This window comes from Chitinophaga sp. 22620 (assembly GCF_052044405.1).
GTDB lineage: Bacteria > Bacteroidota > Bacteroidia > Chitinophagales > Chitinophagaceae > Chitinophaga.
In genome coordinates, this window is record NZ_JBQEMV010000004.1 from 116,120 (window position 1) to 132,843 (window position 16,724).

The window sequence follows — 16,724 nt, forward strand, 5'->3', positions numbered from 1 at the left end:
CCCACTAAAATCACCTTGCATCCTAACTTTCCCATACATATCTTTATCCGGTATCACAGTCCATCAAAATCTAAAACACGCGCGAGTTGTACGCCAGCCTGAATGATAAAGCACTATGGGGTAAGGTGACGGAAGGAGATAAGGAGGCGCTTGCCTTCATATACCGCACCTGGTTTCCCGCTTTATTCAGATACGGCATGAAGCTCCAGGCGGATGAAAGCCTGGTAAAGGACTGTATCCACGACCTGTTTGTAACCATCTGGCTAAGCCGGGAAAGGCTTTCCGCCACAGATTCCATCAAATTTTATTTACTGGCCAGCCTCAAAAGAAGGATCACCGCACAGGTACAGAAAAGCGCCGTGCACATCGGGGAAGTGCCAGAAACCATTGCCGCGGCCGCTTCCCCGGAAGACGTCATCATCAAAGCGCAATCCAGCCAGGAACTGCGGCTGAAGCTGGTGAAGATCATGGACCAGCTGCCGCCGCGCCAGCAGGAAATACTGCACCTCCGCTTTTATGAAGGGTTCAGCCCGCAGGAAACCGCCGACCTGATGGACCTGAGCCTGAATTCGTCTTACGTGCTCCTGTCCAAAGCCCTCAGTTTCCTTAAAAAACACAGCGGCGGGCTGAAATGCGTCCTGTTGCTGGCAATACAACTGGTTCATTTGTAATCAGTTAATTTTTTTTCAAAAAAAAGTGGGAAAACGCGCTAAGATTTTACCCGTTTCCTGCTTTACCATATAAGTATCGATAATGAGCAATTTCACGACGCAAGACCTTTTGCAGCATCCCGGGTTCCGGAAATGGGTGCTTGAGCAGGATGAGACCGCAGCCGCGTTCTGGGAAACCTGGCTGGACAGTCATCCCGGGCAGGAGAGCGAGTTGCTGGAAGCGAAAGAGATACTGCTGGCCCTGCATAGCCAGGCGCATACACCGCCTCCCGGGGCGGAAGATGAAACCTGGGACCGCATCGTGCGCAGCATGGAAAGCGCAGCAGATGACGCCAAGGTGGTGCATATGCCCGTGGCTGGCAAACGCCGGAGCCGCCGCTGGATCGGGTATGCCGCTGCAGTAGCGGTGTTGGTCGTTGCGGTATCTTTCTGGCTTTTTAATAAGGAAGAATACATTCATTACCAAACCAGTCAATTGGAGGTAAGAACGATCCTGCTGCCTGACGGCTCGGAGGTAAGATTGAACGGCAATTCAAGCCTGTCGCTGAAAACCGGGTGGGGAAAAGGTAAAGAAAGGACAGTGTTGCTGGGCGGGGAAGCATTTTTTAATATTAAACAGCAACCCGGCGCGGAGCCGTTCATCGTGCTCACCAACGATATGGCGGTACGCGTGCTGGGCACGTCTTTTAATGTAAACACCCGCCGCGGGCAAACGCAGGTGGTACTGAGCAATGGCAAGGTACAGCTGGAACTGAAGAATAAAGCTTCCGCACCTATCACCATGCAGCCGGGAGACATGATCGCCTATTCATCCCTGAAAGATTCGCTGGTGAACAAACAGGTGAACCCTGAAAACTATTGCTCATGGCGCACGAAGGTGCTTCATTTTACCGATGCGCCGATCAGGGATGTGGTGCGCGCCTTGCAGGAAAATACCAGTGTGATCATAGAACCGGAAGATGCCGGCCTCGGCGACCAGACATTCACAGGAAGCATACCATTAGACGATATAGGGATTTTCTTTAAGACAATATCCCGCACCTTTAACGTACAGATAGAAGAAACAGGAACGAACGTATACAAGATCAGCAAGCAGAACTAAGCACATTCATTACGAGGTCTTCCCGGTAAAGCCGGGAGCTATGTCACAGAATAATTCCCGTTAAGATCGGGAACAGGCATTGTTATGCCTGGAATGGGGGAATCAAAATCATTATACAACCAACCAAAAATCTATTGTTATGGTAGAATTTTACGCCGGGAGATCGTTTAAAAGCCTGGCCCTTGCATTGCTGCTGCCCTTGTCGGCCGTAAGCGGGGGCGCCGGTACGGCAAAGGCTTCGCCCGGGTATTTTGCGGTGCAGCAGCCGGCAGACGGGAAGCCGCTGCCATTAAAGGACGTGCTGCTGCAGATAGAAAAAGAGTACAAAGTACGGATCAATTACATCGGCGCTACCATCCAGGGCATTTCCCTCTCAAAGCCCGCTTCCAAAAAGCCGGCTGAAAAAATGGACGCCTACCTGAACCAGTTCCTGCGGCCGCTTGGCCTTGAAGCGGAACAAGCCGCAACAGGGCAGTTCATCGTTTACATCAAAGAAAATCAAAAACCAGCCCGTCCCAAAACTGAAGCCGGCAATGCGGGGACCACCGCGCCGCAACCGCTCCAGCTGGAAGCCGTTGTGCAGCAGCAGGCGGGTATATCAGGCCAGGTAACCGAGGAATCGGGCATGCCGCTTCCCGGCGTTACAGTCGTGGTGAAGGGCACTTTCAACGGCGCCAAAACCAACGAGAAAGGCCGCTACGCCCTCAGCAACGTACCGAAAGACGCAGTGCTGGTGTTCAGCTACCTGGGCTACAAAACCCAGGAAATAAAAGTGAACGGCCGCAGCTCGCTGGACGTGAAGCTGCTGACGGATGTACAGTCTATGAAAGACTTCGTGGTGAATGGTTACCAGAAACTCAAGAAAGAAAGCTACACCGGTTCCGCCATCGTTATCACCGGCGAAGAGATCAAGCGCTTCAACCCGCAGAACATCCTGGCCAGCATCCAGGCCTACGATCCTTCGTTCCGCATCGTGGAAAACAACCTCGCCGGTTCCAACCCGAACCAGCTGCCCAATATCAACGTAAGAGGGGCCACGGCCGTTCCCGCGGGCGACCCCAAACTGCTCACCCGCAGCTCGCTCGCCACCATCACCAACCTCCCGATGTTCATGCTGGATGGTTACCAGGTGGGTATCCAAACCATTTACGACCTGGACGTGAACCGTATTGAAATGATCACCCTGCTGAAAGATGCCGCCGCTACAGCCATCTACGGCTCGCGGGCGTCTAACGGCGTGGTGGTGATACAAACCAAAACGCCGAAGGAAGGCAGCCTGGAAGTGTATTACAACTACGAGCTGAACGTGACCACTCCGGACCTCACAGCCTACAGCGTGCTGAACGCGGAAGAGAAGCTGGAATATGAACGCCTGGCGGGATTATACACCTCCAACGGAGGTATCGATTCAGAGGATGAGCTGGCACAGAAATATTACGCGAAAAGGAAGAATGTACTCAGCGGCGTGAACACTTACTGGCTCAGCCAGCCCGTCAGCACCGATTTCGGGCAGAAACATTCCATCAGCCTGCAGGGCGGCAGCCCCACCATCCGCTATGGCGTGGACGCCCGTTACCAGACAAACAACGGCGTGATGAAAGGTTCCGGCAGAGACCGGTACAGCCTGGCCAACAGCCTTTCTTACAACCTGAAAGATAATAAGCTCCTGTTCCGCAACAGCTTCACCATTTCGCAGGTGAACGGAACGGAATCTCCATACGGTTCATTTGCCAACTACGTGCGCATGAACCCCTATTACCCGCGCACAGATTCCGCCGGCAGGATCATGCCTACCGTGGATCAGTGGAACTACCTCAGCAACGAGGACCGCATAAGCGGCGACCGCGTGCTGGCGCCGGTGTTCAACCCGCTGTACGAAGCCACTACAGGCGGTTTTTACAAAACGGAATACACGGAGTTCATCGACAACTTCGCGATTGAATACAATCCTTCCCCGGCATGGAGGATCAACGGGAATATCAGTCTTACCAAGCGGAAAAGCACAGACGACCGCTTCGTGTCCCCGCTCAGCAATACCTTCTATTACGATAAAGGCGATGCACTGAAAGACCGCGGCCGTTATTATTACAAGACCATCCAGGAAACGCAGGTGGACGGAAGCCTGACCGCGAACTATAACAAAGTGCTGCAGGGCTCGCACTTCCTCAATTTCTCGCTGGGTACCAATATTCAGTCTACGAAATATACCGGCCGCGAATTCGTGGCGCAGGGCTTTACCAACGACCGCTTTACGGACGTGTCTTTCGCGCGCGGTTATGAGAAAGACAAAGCGCCGGTAGGTTCTGTTACAGAACAAAGGCTGATCGGCGCCTTCCTTTCCATGAACTATTCCTACCAGAACCGCTTCCTGATGGACGGTACCGTGCGGGTGGACGGATCGTCCAAGTTCGGTTCCGAATCGCGCATGGCGCCTTTCTGGAGCTACGGCATCGGCTGGAACCTGCACAACGAAAAGTTCATGCGCAACACCATCTTTAACCAGCTGCGTCTCAAAGCCACCACCGGCCTCACCGGCGATGTATCGTTCCCGGCTTATCTTTCCAATACCACTTATAATTATTATACGGCAGACTGGTATTCCACCGGCGTAGGCGCCGTGTTTGCAGGTTACGGCAACTCGAAGCTGAAATGGCAGCGCACCCGCAACTACGACCTGAGCATGGAGATCTCCATGTTCAAAGACCGGTTGTACATTTCGCCGCGTTATTACCGCAAGCTCACCAAAGACCTGCTGACCGACGTGAACGTGGCGCCCAGCACCGGCTTCAGCCAGTATAAGGATAACCTTGGCGAAATGGTGAACAAGGGATATGAAGTATATTTCCGCGCCAACGTGCTGCGCGGCAAGGACTGGTCCGTAAACCTGAACGCCAACATCGGCAGCAACACCAATATCATCACGAAGATCTCCAACTCCCTGAAAAGCTATAACGAACAGGTGGACAAGAACCAGCGTGAGGATTCCGCGCTCAGGACCAAGCCCCTGCTGCGTTTCCAGGAAGGGCAGAGCCTCAACACCATCTACGCCGTGCGCAGCCTTGGCATAGACCCGGAGAACGGCCGCGAGATATTCCAGCGCCCCGACGGCACCACCACTTACGATTATGACGTGCGCAACACCGTGGCGGTAGGCGATATGACGCCCGATTTCGACGGGTACTTCGGTGGCAGCATCGTATACCGCAACTTCATGGTGGAATTCAGCTTCTACGCCAAAGTAGGCGGGGACATCTATAACCAGACGCTGATAGACCGCGTGGAGAATGCCGATCCGAAATATAACGTGGACAGCCGCGTGCTGGCCGAACGATGGCGGAAACCGGGAGACCGCACCTTCTACAAAAATATTGCGGACCTCACCACTACCAAGGCTACGAGCAGGTTTGTGCAGCAGGAGAACAGGCTGGAGTTCAAAAGCGTATACGCTTCGTGGGAAGCGCCCGCCAGTCTCTACAAGCGGCTGAAGATGAAAAGCCTGCGCCTGGCGCTTAACCTGAACGACCTCGCATACTGGTCCAGCCTGCAGATAGAACGCGGCATAGATTATCCCTTTGCGCGCAGCTTCACTTTCTCATTAGCCACCAGATTCTAAAACTGAAGACATGAAGCAATACCTGATATCGATCCTCACCATATGTTTACTGGCTTCCTGCAGCAAGTGGCTGGATGTGACGCCGGCTTCCGAAGTAAGTAAAGACGCGCTGTTCAGCACCGAAGACGGGTTCAAGGAAGCCATCAACGGCCTGTATGGCAGGCTCACCAAAGAAGACCTTTTCGGCCGGGAGCTCTCCGTTGGCACCCTGGACGCGCTGGCGCAGAATTACACCGTAGACCTCACTGATCCCTGGATGTATGGGCCAACCATGCGTTTCAACTACAAGGACCAATATTTCATGAGCCGCAGGGATGAGATGTGGAAAGGTCTTTACAACGTGGTGGCCAATGCCAACCTGATACTGGAGAACGTGGATGCGAAGAAGGACCTTTTCACCGGCGCCAATTACGGGCTTGTGAAAGGAGAGGCCCTTGCGATGCGCGCCTTTTGCCACTTCGATGCATTGCGGCTGTTCGCCGAATCGTATGCCGTGAATAAAAACGGCAAGGGCATTCCTTACGTAACGAAGTTCAGCAACGCAACACCGGAGCTGTTTAAAGTGGAAGACGCATTGAACCTCATGATCAAAGACCTGCTGGAAGCGAAAGAACTGCTGCGCGCGGCGGATCCGATCCTCAGCCCCGGTTACAAGGTCGGTTACCCGGGCGGCGATACCACCACCGAAGCCGATGCCCCGGACCTGTTCCTCCAGGAGCGCCGCCACCGCCTGAATTACTACGCAGTTTGCGGCGAGCTGGCACGGGTGTACCTCAGCAAAGGCGAGCAGGACCTGGCGCTGAGCCATGCGCTGGAAGTGATCAATTCCGCCAAATTCCCTTTCACCAAAGCCACGGACTTTCTTAATCCGGATGATGAGAAGAAAGACCGCATCCTTTATAAAGAACTGATCTTCGGCATTTATGCCAACAACGCCAACGGAACGATCCGCGATGTGATAGACAACGGGGTGACCGCCCTGTATGTGTCTCCGGCGGAATGCAGCAACATTTATGAAGTGGGCGGCGTTGGCGCGGAAGATTACCGGTACAAGCAGTGGTTCGAAGGCAGATCGGCTTCTTCCGGCTCTTACCTGCGCGTGATGAAATACGCCCGCGACGGAGACCGCAACCTGCATGCGCTTATGCTGCCGGCCATCCGCCTGAGCGAAATGTATTATATCGCCGCGGAGTGCACGTTCGACAGGAACCCTGCCGCCGCCTGGGACTATTTCAATACCGTCCGCCTCAACCGCGGTATCGGCGTGCGTTTGAGCGATCCTTCCAAAACCGTGTTCATGACCGAACTGAAGAAAGAAGCACGGAAAGAGTTCTTCTCCGAGGGCCAGATGTTCTACATGTACAAACGGCTGAACGCGAATATACCCGGCCCTTCCGGCAGCACGATCGGCGGCGGGAACGCTATCTACGTATTCCCCTTCCCCGACGATGAGATCGCATACGGTAACCGATAAAAACAACAGCGATGAAAAAACTTCTGACATATATCATCATAGGAAGCGCCTGTTTTTCCGCCTGTAAAAAAACAGAAGAGCAGCTCTATACCGCGCCCGACAATATTTATTTCGATTTCAACGATCCCGCCCGCAACAACCAGCGGACGGACAGCGTGATGTACTCATTCGCGCTGTATCCCGAAAAATCCGTGGACACCGTGTGGCTGCCTGTAAAGATCGCGGGCATGCGCAGGAGCGAGGCGCGCAGCTTCCGCATTGCGGTGGATGAGAAAAATACCACAGCCGAGGCGGACAAACATTACAAATCCCTTGAAAAAGAATACCTCATACCTGCGGACAGCGGGGGCACTAAAGTGCCCATTATCCTGTTTGCCGCCGATCCTGCGCTCACGGGAAAAACCGTGCGGCTGAAGCTGCGACTGGTGCCGTCGGAAGACTTTACCGTTACCAATCCCGCGTACGATTCCGCGAAGGTGATCTTTTCCAACCGGCTCGAAAAGCCCGTCTGGTGGGCTACCTGGCAGATGGAGCTGGGCAATTACTCGCGTGTGAAGCACGAGCTGTTCATCCGCGCCACCGGCGTTACCGAGTTGCCGGCTGCATTCGATGCACAGGTGCTGCCCAAGGTATTGTATTCTACCCGCCGCTTCAAGAACTTCCTGGCCAGCCCCATCAGCTGGGTGGCGGAAAACCCGCAGGCAGGATATACACTGGAGCCCGCGGGCGCCGGCAAGTACAACTTCTTCAGCGTTGCCAACCCTGAAAAGAAATACCTGCTGGAGCTGAACCCGGCGGATAACAGATATTATTTCACAGACGAAACCGGCGCACGGATTGTTTAATGCCAAACAGCGAAACATGAGAAATCATCTTTTATACATACTTGGCGGCATCCTGGTGCTGGCCGCATGTTCCAAAGACAAAGGGAATTACGACTACATCTCCGTACCCGATCCCGTGATCAGCGGGCTGGATACCGCGTATAACGCCACTTCGGGCGACAGCCTGATCATTGCGCCTGTTATCACCCTTAGATCGGGAAAGAACGATTATTCCTGCACCTGGAAAATAAGCGTGCCCGAGCGGGCCATGTCTGTGGACTACGAAGGGCAGCAGCTGCGCATCGTGTTCGGGCTGGGTGCCAACCGTTACAATGCGCTGCTGATCGTGACGGACAACAATACCAAACAGAAATACTATTACGAGTTCGTTGTAAAAGGGCAAACGCAGTTCACCCGCGGAACGCTGGTACTGAGCAACGACAATAACCGCACGGTGCTCAGCTTCGTAAAGCCTGACGGCACTTTGCAGCCCGATATTTATACGGCTATCAACAACTCCGGCATTCCCGGCGGAGCCATGCAGATAGTGCCCGTCAGGAACCAGTTCTATATGAACCAGCTGAATTATTTCTGGGTTACCTACAGCGGCGAAGGCACCGGCGCAATACAGGTGGATGCCAATACGCTGCTGAAAGCCAAAACCCTGGAAGAGAACTTCTACACTGCGCCGCCAGCCCGTGAAGTAAGCACTTTCCTGAACATGCCCGCCGGCGTCACCACCGCCATCATTAACGGAAAACTTTTCCTGGGCGCCACAGAAACCGCTCCCTTCTGGCCTTACTATGGCTTCTGGGGCGAGCCCATCGGCGGCGATTACCAGCTGCATCCGCGCATCATCACCAATGCGTACGAACAGCCTAATGCCGGTTATTACCTGGGATTTGAAAAACGGAAAAAGCAGTTCGTGCGCTTCAGCCTTTCCAACTTTTACGATACCACCTACACCGTGACCGATTCCTTGTTCAATCCTAAAAAACTGGGGATGGACCTGCTGTACATGGAACGTTTCAGCGACAATTCCATTTACGCGTTTGTGGACAGCGTAGGTAAAAAGATCGAGCTGCGGTTCAGCGTCGACTGGTCGGAGGACCGCAGCCGCTTTGGCGCGTTGGGCAAACGCGAGTTTCCCGGTGCGGCCCTGCTCACGGCAGGCACATTGTGGCAAAGCTCTCCCGTCGGCGTCTTCTTTTTTACCTCCAATGACAAGATCTACCGCTACAATCCCCTCAACAAGGAAGTAAAAGCGCTGGATGCCAGCTTCGGCGGCAAACGCATTACCATGCTGAGAATGACGAATAACGGCAACCAGCTGATAGCCGGCGTGGAAGGAGCGGTGTATTATCTGAACACCAGCACCGGCAACAACGGCGTCATTGTAAGCAAAACAGAAGGCATTCCCGGGGAACCTGTGGATATTATGATACGGGAGAACTAAAAAATATTCAAACTAAAGCACCGATAATGAAAAAATGGTTGTTACTGGCCGCTGTGGTATGCCCTGTAATGGGTTTCGCACAAGTCAAATATGTTCTGAAAGGAAAAGTGGGCAGTTACAACGCGCCCGCCAAAGTATACCTGAACTGGCAAAAAGGTGATAGTCCTGTAGTGGATTCAGCGGATCTGGTCAACGGCGCTTTTGAGTTCAAAGGCGAAGTGGAATACACGGACATGGCCATGATGATGCTGATCGCCCAACCCGGCACCGAGCCGGACCGCCTGCTGTTTTACCTGGACAAAGGCGAGATCAGCATCACCAGCGCCGACCTGCTCAGCAAAGCCGTTATCACCGGCTCGCCGCTGAACATGGAGTTCGCAAAGTATAAGCTGTTCATCTCCGGCTACGATTCCGCGATGGCTTCCATCAACCGAATCTATGGCGGTTCTTCGGAAGTGCAGCGCAACGATACGACTTTCATGAAATGGCTGGACGGTCGTTTCCGCCAGGCGATAGATCTCCGGAAAAACAAGCAGCGCGAGTTCATCCAGACCAACCCGAAGTCTTTCTTCAGCATCGTGGCGATGAAAGAACTGTCTGTTGCGAACAACATGAACCTGGAGGAACTGGAGCCCATGTTTGCCGCCCTGGACAAGGAAGTGCGCGAAACCCGCGAAGGAAAGAATTTCCGGAAGATGATGGACATGGAACGCCAGCTGGTGATCGGCGGCCTTGCCCCGGATTTCACGCAGAACGATGTGAACGGGAAACCCGTAAAGCTGTCCGACTTCAAAGGCAAATACGTGCTGCTGGATTTCTGGGCGTCCTGGTGCGGGCCCTGCCGCGCGGAAAATCCGTACGTGGTGGCTGCGCATAAAGCATACAAGGCGAAGAACTTCGAGGTGCTGAGCGTGTCGCTGGACCAGCCGGGGAAAAAAGACCTGTGGCTGGCCGCTATTAAAAAAGACGGGCTGGAATCGTTCACCCATGTGTCCGATCTCAAATACTGGGACAATGCAGTGGCTAAGATGTATAATATCCGCGGCGTACCTGCTAACCTCCTGATATCACCGGAAGGCAAAATACTGGCGAGAAACCTGAGAGGGGAGAATCTCGAGAAACAATTGGCCGTTCTTATCAAATAACCTGGAACCCTGTTTCGTGACCGGGCCGTACGCGAAAGCGTGCGGCCTTTCGTCATTTAATGATCTCTATTTTCTGACGGTCGATGATGAGATGATTGTTGTCGGTATCATAAAAGACGAGAATATACATACCCGCCGCCAGGTTGGGTACGGACACCGGTGTGTTGTTGCCGGCGATCTGCTGCCTGGCGGCCAGCCTGCCGCTCATGTCGTACATTTCGATCCTGAGCAGGTTCCGGATGCCGAATAAACTCACGTTAAACGTTCCCCGGTTGGGGTTGGGAGAAACGGTGATCTGGTAATAGTTCGGCACGGCGCGGATGGGAGAATAGGCGCTGTCGCCGTTCCGGCTGACGGTCTTCAACCGGTAATAGCTCCAGTTGTCATAATAATTATCATCCACGTGTTGGTAGCTGCGGTTCACCTGGCTGTTGCCCGTGGGCGTTTGTGAAGGAATGACCGCCACGGTGCGGAAGCTGCTTTCGTTCTCGCGGCGGCGTTCCAGCTCAAAATGCTGCACGTTCTGTTCACGCAGGGTGAGCCAGCTGGTCTGCACCCAGCGGATGTCTTTCCGGAAAGCATCGAAGATAAGGGATACCTGGAACCTTGGTGCCGGTGGTTTGCTGTAGGTGAGCAGGGAAAGGAAAAGATGGCCCGACCCCGTAAAACTACGGGTATGTACCAACGCTTCCGTGAGCGGCATGCCGGTGGTGAAGTTGCCGGGGCGCGTAAATCCTGCGGGGCTCACGGTATCCCAGCCGGTGGGAACGATAAAGCGGGTGATAAAGCTGCTGTCGGTGTTTTGGGCGAAGCCTGCATCCTGTTCGGGTGGATTATGCTGCAGCCATACGATGGTTTCGGCGCCGCTTTGCGGGCGCGCCTGCCGCACATGCCAGGTTTTCAGCACACGGTTGCTTTGCAGGATGCTGCCGGTCTGCGCATGGGAAAGCACATTGTCGAAAACCCTGGCCGCGAAATTATCCGCTGTTGTGCCGCTGTAACGCAGGGCCAGCGGTGTGTAGCTGCCCGCGCCGCTGCCTACGGGGAAAACAAGCTGGCCGTTTGCCGCGCTCGCCTGTTTGCGGTAAAGGTACCCGCCGTAAGGCGTGCTGCCGGTAACGATGAAACGCTGGTGCGAATAGCCTGTGATACTGCCCGGGGAATCGTCGCCTACGGAAATATTCCAGCCATTGAGGATAATATGGCCGCTTTCGAAATGAAGGTTGTGGCGGATGCTGATATCGCTCAGGTCTGCCAGCTGCACGTTCGCGGTATTGTTGATGCTGAGGTTGGGAAAGCTGGCGCCTGCATTGCCGGAGGCGCTGTAGCCGCCGAAAACATATTGCGTAGTAGCGCTGGTATCCTGCGGCTGCATGAACCGGAAAATGCCGCCGTTAGCGGGTGCTGACGGATGGTAAAACCGTTCGTCCGGCAATGACGCCCCTTCGGTATTGCTCCACTGCTGACCGTAGAAGAGTACCACAGAGCCAACAGCAGAGCCGAAGCGCCCCCGGTTGTCCATGTTGCCGAAGATCGAAACGGTGTCTGCTTTATAAGCCATGATATCCGCCCCGGGCGGGATGAATATGCCGGATTGGGCATGCACCGCAGGACAGATGAAAGCCAGTGCCGGAAGCAGCAGTTTCAGAAAGGATAATATGTGTGTTGGAAACCGCAATATGTTTTTTTGACGTTTAGTTGCCTTCTACCCTGATATAGATCCTGGTGCCGGTGTTCGTGTGAAGCGTCAGCGCCTCATTGGCCAATACGACCGTCGAGCTTTCCAGCACCCTGATGACCATTGAGCTGAGCGTATTGCTTGTGATGGATACGACCGGCGCGTCTGCCGTTCCCGTTCCTCCCACGGCTATTGCCTGTATGCTCAGTATGTTTGTAAAGGTCACATTGGTGGGGAAGTTGATGGTTTGAGTGCCTGTCGCGGTATTATTTACATTGGCTATCCATACTTTGGTGACCGCATCCGCAGTGGCCGTGCCGCCTGCCGCGCCATTAGCGCCCGCGCCGCCGCTGTAAATAACGGGTCTTTGCGCCCTCACTACTTTCCCTGTTGCGTCCATTCCCAATGCGCCAACAGCGCTGCCCGTCGTGATCGCCGATGAAGAAGTAAGATTCTCCATTCTCAACCCGCCGTCGTTCGCAGTGCCGGTAGTGATATGCAGCTTGGTGGATGGCGCTGCATTCCCGATGCCCACGGCGCCATTGGCCGCAATACGCATCCTTTCCTGGTTGTTGGTAATGAAAGGCAGCGCGAAATTATTCACCGTGCCGAGCGTGACCGTGCCGGCGAGCGTATTCCCGTTCAGCAGCCAGCCGGGCGTGGAGGCGTCCGTCATCTGCCGCCATGCTCCTTCCTTGCGCACGAGGATGCTGTTTGCCGGCGTGAAATATATAATGGTACCGTCTGGAGCTGCGGCCAGCGTAGTCACGGCGGTATCTGGCACGCGGGGCAGCAAAAGGCCCTGCCTGCTGCTTTCAAGTTCTAATATGGAAGATTTGCTGATGCTGGCGGGATTAGCGCCCAGCTTAAGTTGCGCTTTGAGAGCAACGGGATGCCAACAGGCAAGCAACAGCAATACGATCCATCCGGGAGGCCGTATGTTCATAGACTTTGTTTGATGAGGCATTATTTTTTGATCACATACCAGTCGGTGCCGTCTGTTTGAAGCGTTACAAACGTCCAGTCGTTGTAGATGATGTAATTCGTGCCTCCGTCTATTGTGCCGCCGGTGGGTGAAATGGTGACGGCATTGTCTATCCCGCCCGTTCCTACTTTTTTGATGGTATAGATCCTCCCGCTGATATTGGTAACTGGCGGCAGGGTGATGGTCAATGCCCCGCTGGTGGCATCGGCCAGGATGGTGTTGTCTGTTTCGGTAACGGGGTAATTGGTATTTGTTTTGGTGATGTTGGCAGACATAGAGCCGTTCAGCTGGAAGGTGGAATTGGCTGCCGTGCCTTGTGCAAGGCCAACACTCAGCGTGTCCCTGAAATTCTTGGCCCCGCCGAAAGTTTGCGAAGTAACAGATACGCCGCCGGGATTGGTGGCATCGGCGGCATGCAGCCTGATGGAATCGCCGCTAAGGCTGAGGCCGGTGGGAGAGACGGTGTTGGAGAACGCCGTTGCCAGTATCTGCGACCGTGCAGAGGAGTCGAAACGCAGCCAGTCCGCATACGAAAGGAAACCTCGGGAAACCGAGCCGCTGCCATCCTGCGTGGGAACGTTGAAGGTATGCACGCCTGCGGCGGAAGAAATGGTAAGGTCGGTGGTAACGGCACTGTCTGTACGGAATGTTTGCACGGAATCGCGCTGGCCGTTGAGCGAAACGATAGCGTTGCTGAAAGCCGCTTCAGACATGGTTCTTTGCATGAGCATGCCTGTGGTCTGGTCTATCACCATCACCTGTACCTGGTTGGTGCCTGCGGGGATCACATTCATGCCGACGGTGATGTTGCCGCCGCCGGTAAGCCTCATGCGTTCCGCATTGTTGGTCCTGAAGATCACCGGCTGCTGGCTGGTGCTTCCAAGGAAATTAACGGCGGAATCGAGCCCGGCGTTTCCCAGGATGTTCCAGTTGGAGGCGTTGCCCACACTGTCTGCAGACATCCGTTGCCATAAATTGTTTTTGCGGATAAACAAGCTGGCCGAATCAGACACGTAAATGATCATGCCGTCGGGAGCGGTGCTCAGCGGTGCAAGGGTCAGGTTGCTGCCGGGTATCCGGGGCAGTAAAAGCCCTTGTCGGGTGCTTTCCAGTTCAAGGATGGAAGATCTGTTGATCTGGCTGGGGTTGGAGCCGACCTTTAATTGTGCGGACGCGATAGAGCTAAGAAAAAGCAATCCTGCCGCCAGAATGAAATGTTTCATGCAGGTGTGTTTAGATGAGAAAAAAAGAGTGCTGAGACGGTTTAGATTGCCAAGGATCGGTTACTGTTTACGGTATCGGGTGTTGTTTTGGTTCTTTGAATATTGTTTGCCTACGGGTTACGATAGTAAATATATTCCTTTAAGCATTTCTATGGCTAATACGAGCGTGTTATTTTTGCCTATTAACAATATCCATGAATTTGCCCGGAGCAAGTTCGTTTTTGTACAATACCGCCATCCCATGCCTGACTAATTTTACATTACAAAAATGATGTAGCATATGGGAAACACCACACAAACAGATCAGCGCCTGGCGCTGGCTTATACCATCGCAAAGAAGCTGGTCAAATACACCGTTTACCTCGGCATCCTCTATTTTGCGTACAAAGGTTTCATGGCCTGGGATTAAAACGGTGCGCAGCGTTGACGCAAACAGGAAGGCGGTACGGGCATACCGCCTTTTTTGTGTTTAAAACAGAACATTCCGCTACCTATTCTTTAACAAAACAATACCCTGTGCAGGTGTTTTTCCGCTTATTTTTATACGGCTGCCCAACAAAACGGCCCGATAAAATATGATGATCAGGATACTGGGTTTTATAAGCCTGTTAATCTGCTGTGCCGGCACGGCCGCCGCACAAGCAGAACTGGCGCCCTGGGGCAATATCAGGGGCATCAGGATAAGCGGCCAGCTAATGGAATTTGAAACTTCCCTCCGGCTGGTAACGGAAAATAAAGCGGAGATATCCACCGGAAAGGAAAGGCAACGCCCGAAATATGAACGGAAAGGGAAACAGCAGGTAGTAACCACTGCTATCGGCTCTTTGACCTTTACAGAAACGGTGCAGGATATTAAAGCCGGTTCGGCCGGCGTACAGGTTGAGGTGAAAGCCAATGCGGATGTGCCTGCGGAAGGGATCTATTTTTGCATCCGGCTTCCCAAAGAATGGTACGGCCTCGCCTCCCTGCAAACAAACAGCGCCGCGGCCCAACCGCTGCGCGCCGGAAACCGGGGCAGTGCCAGCCGTGTCGTTGTTAACGCGCCTGAACGCAAGCTCATTGTCAGCTTACCGGCGCCCGGCGCATGGCAGCTGAAACAAAACCGCCACGGCGACTTTGAACTATACATACCCGTTCATACCGGGAAGCTCGCCAACGGCGAAACCGCGAAAAGTTCATTCACACTGGAAGCTTCCGGCACAACAGACACGCAGCCGGTGAAATTGCAGATCGGCACCGCCGGTCCCGGCCGGGTGTTCGACGGCTTCGGCGGGAACTTCAGGCTGCAGAACCCGGGAACAGACCCGAAAGTGATCGATTATTGCCTTCGTAATATGCGCATTGCCTGGGGCAGGGTGGAGATGCCCTGGCGCTTCTGGCAGGTCAGGAAAACAGACAACCCGCTGGATTCCGCGCGCAAAGGCCGGCTGCATCCCCATGTGAAAAATGCCATGGAAATGGCGCAGCGGCTGGATAAGCTGGGCATGCCGGTGATATTGTCCGCATGGTCCGGCCCGGCATGGGCCGTAGTGGGCACGCCACGCTTCACGCCAACACCGGAGGGCGTTTGGGGCAACCCGCTGGATTACGCCAGCATACAGGAGATCTACCGGTCCATCGGCGATTATATCCAGTGCCTGGACGAACAATACGGGGTTAAGATCAGCATGTTCTCCTTCAACGAATCGGACCTTGGCATCAACATCCGGCAGACCGGGGAGGAGCACGCCGCATTCATCAAAGGCCTCGGCGCGCATTTGCAGCAGCGCGGCCTGGCAACAAAAATGCTGCTGGGCGATAATTCAGACGCCACCACTTATTCATTTATTGATCCCGCCATGCAGGATACCGCGGCACGGCCTTACATCGGCGCAGTATCATTCCATAGCTGGCGCGGCTGGGACCAGCCTACGCTGGAGAAATGGGCGGAAGCGGCTACCAGGCTGAACCTCCCGCTGATCGTCGGCGAAGGCAGCATCGATGCGCAGGCATGGGGTTACCCGCAGGTGTTTGAAGAAGAAACCTATGCACGGGAAGAGATCAATCTTTATACCCGCCTGCTCAATATCTGCCAGCCCGCATCTATCCTGCAATGGCAGCTCACGGCGGATTATTCCCCGATGGCGGGCGGCGGCATTTTCGGCGACAATTCCCCGCTGCGCCCCACGCAACGGTTCTGGAACCTGAAGCAGCTTGCATCCACACCGCCGGGCCTCAAAGCATTGGAAGCCGTTTCCGGGAAAAAGGATATTTCCATCGCTGCCCTCGGTGATCCCGCAAAGGGAACCTACGCTATCCACCTGGTGAACAACGGAACCACGCGGCAGGTAACGCTGGAAGGATTACCGGCGGAAGTCCGCTCGCTGAAAATGTGGGTAACCGGTAAGCATAAGAATATGAAAGAAGAGGGGCCGGTGACGGTGAAGAACGGTACTGCTGTATTCAGCCTTGAAACCGGTACGTATACGACTTTAATTTCAGCCCTGGTCCGGGAAAGATAGAACGGTGGCAGACTCAGCTTGTTTTTGCATCAAAGGAACTTAGTCATATAAA

At 54.2% G+C, this 16,724-nt stretch carries 12 protein-coding genes; 9 read left to right on the forward strand and 3 right to left on the reverse strand.

The features are described 5' to 3' along the window. Nucleotides 1-86 precede the first annotated feature (86 nt). The 7 genes from ACTJIK_RS19950 to ACTJIK_RS19980 all read left to right on the forward strand — a co-directional run bounded on the left by ACTJIK_RS19950 (nucleotide 87) and on the right by ACTJIK_RS19980 (nucleotide 10,285). Entirely contained in the window at nucleotides 87-671 is a 585-nt protein-coding gene (locus tag ACTJIK_RS19950) for an RNA polymerase sigma factor (protein ID WP_440649296.1), read from the forward strand. 82 nt (nucleotides 672-753) lie between these two features. Then, nucleotides 754-1,773 carry a FecR family protein gene (locus ACTJIK_RS19955; protein WP_440649297.1) on the forward strand — a complete coding sequence of 340 codons (1,020 nt, stop codon included), beginning with the start codon at nucleotides 754-756 and terminating at the stop codon, nucleotides 1,771-1,773. A 139-nt stretch (nucleotides 1,774-1,912) separates the two neighbouring features. Further along, nucleotides 1,913-5,386, forward strand: coding sequence for a SusC/RagA family TonB-linked outer membrane protein (locus tag ACTJIK_RS19960; RefSeq protein WP_440649298.1), 3,474 nt, complete (start codon nucleotides 1,913-1,915; stop codon nucleotides 5,384-5,386). A gap of 10 nt (nucleotides 5,387-5,396) precedes the next feature. After that, a complete protein-coding gene (locus ACTJIK_RS19965; protein WP_440649299.1) occupies nucleotides 5,397-6,860 on the forward strand; it encodes a RagB/SusD family nutrient uptake outer membrane protein in 1,464 nt (487 codons plus the stop codon). Between the two features lie 11 nt (nucleotides 6,861-6,871). Next, nucleotides 6,872-7,705: a DUF4843 domain-containing protein gene (locus tag ACTJIK_RS19970; RefSeq protein ID WP_440649300.1), complete on the forward strand. Its 834-nt coding sequence runs from the start codon at nucleotides 6,872-6,874 to the stop codon at nucleotides 7,703-7,705. A gap of 16 nt (nucleotides 7,706-7,721) precedes the next feature. Continuing rightward, nucleotides 7,722-9,140, forward strand: a complete 1,419-nt coding sequence (locus ACTJIK_RS19975) for a PKD-like family lipoprotein (protein WP_440649301.1) — start codon at nucleotides 7,722-7,724, stop codon at nucleotides 9,138-9,140. Between the two features lie 26 nt (nucleotides 9,141-9,166). After that, nucleotides 9,167-10,285 (forward strand): redoxin domain-containing protein, encoded by a 1,119-nt coding sequence (locus tag ACTJIK_RS19980; protein ID WP_440649302.1) that lies wholly within the window; start codon nucleotides 9,167-9,169, stop codon nucleotides 10,283-10,285. Between the two features lie 52 nt (nucleotides 10,286-10,337). On the opposite strand, the gene ACTJIK_RS19985 is transcribed toward ACTJIK_RS19980, so the two are convergent. The 3 genes from ACTJIK_RS19985 to ACTJIK_RS19995 all read right to left on the reverse strand — a co-directional run bounded on the left by ACTJIK_RS19985 (nucleotide 10,338) and on the right by ACTJIK_RS19995 (nucleotide 14,171). Next, on the reverse strand, nucleotides 10,338-11,891 hold the full coding sequence (locus tag ACTJIK_RS19985) for a T9SS type A sorting domain-containing protein (RefSeq protein WP_440649303.1): 1,554 nt from the start codon (nucleotides 11,889-11,891) through the stop codon (nucleotides 10,338-10,340). An 88-nt stretch (nucleotides 11,892-11,979) separates the two neighbouring features. Then, nucleotides 11,980-12,909 (reverse strand): hypothetical protein, encoded by a 930-nt coding sequence (locus tag ACTJIK_RS19990; protein WP_440649304.1) that lies wholly within the window; start codon nucleotides 12,907-12,909, stop codon nucleotides 11,980-11,982. A 20-nt stretch (nucleotides 12,910-12,929) separates the two neighbouring features. Then, nucleotides 12,930-14,171, reverse strand: coding sequence for a hypothetical protein (locus ACTJIK_RS19995; protein WP_440649305.1), 1,242 nt, complete (start codon nucleotides 14,169-14,171; stop codon nucleotides 12,930-12,932). 280 nt (nucleotides 14,172-14,451) lie between these two features. Between ACTJIK_RS19995 and ACTJIK_RS20000 the strand changes: the two genes are divergently transcribed. Next, the gene (locus ACTJIK_RS20000; protein ID WP_440649306.1) at nucleotides 14,452-14,580 is read left to right on the forward strand and encodes a hypothetical protein; all 129 of its coding nucleotides are present in this window, start codon (nucleotides 14,452-14,454) and stop codon (nucleotides 14,578-14,580) included. Between the two features lie 166 nt (nucleotides 14,581-14,746). Next, complete coding sequence (locus ACTJIK_RS20005; protein ID WP_440649307.1) at nucleotides 14,747-16,672, forward strand: hypothetical protein; 1,926 nt, start codon at nucleotides 14,747-14,749, stop codon at nucleotides 16,670-16,672. Nucleotides 16,673-16,724: the final 52 nt, after the last annotated feature.

Bases quoted from the DNA above. Each gene is read 5' to 3' on its own strand.
- ACTJIK_RS19955 (WP_440649297.1), top strand. From the start codon at position 754: ATGAGCAATTTCACGACGCAAGACCTTTTGCAGCATCCCGGGTTCCGG.
- ACTJIK_RS19960 (WP_440649298.1), top strand. From the start codon at position 1,913: ATGGTAGAATTTTACGCCGGGAGATCGTTTAAAAGCCTGGCCCTTGCA.
- ACTJIK_RS19965 (WP_440649299.1), top strand. From the start codon at position 5,397: ATGAAGCAATACCTGATATCGATCCTCACCATATGTTTACTGGCTTCC.
- ACTJIK_RS19970 (WP_440649300.1), top strand. From the start codon at position 6,872: ATGAAAAAACTTCTGACATATATCATCATAGGAAGCGCCTGTTTTTCC.
- ACTJIK_RS19975 (WP_440649301.1), top strand. From the start codon at position 7,722: ATGAGAAATCATCTTTTATACATACTTGGCGGCATCCTGGTGCTGGCC.
- ACTJIK_RS19980 (WP_440649302.1), top strand. From the start codon at position 9,167: ATGAAAAAATGGTTGTTACTGGCCGCTGTGGTATGCCCTGTAATGGGT.
- ACTJIK_RS19990 (WP_440649304.1), bottom strand. From the start codon at position 12,909: ATGAACATACGGCCTCCCGGATGGATCGTATTGCTGTTGCTTGCCTGT.
- ACTJIK_RS19995 (WP_440649305.1), bottom strand. From the start codon at position 14,171: ATGAAACATTTCATTCTGGCGGCAGGATTGCTTTTTCTTAGCTCTATC.
- ACTJIK_RS20000 (WP_440649306.1), top strand. From the start codon at position 14,452: ATGGGAAACACCACACAAACAGATCAGCGCCTGGCGCTGGCTTATACC.
- ACTJIK_RS20005 (WP_440649307.1), top strand. From the start codon at position 14,747: ATGATGATCAGGATACTGGGTTTTATAAGCCTGTTAATCTGCTGTGCC.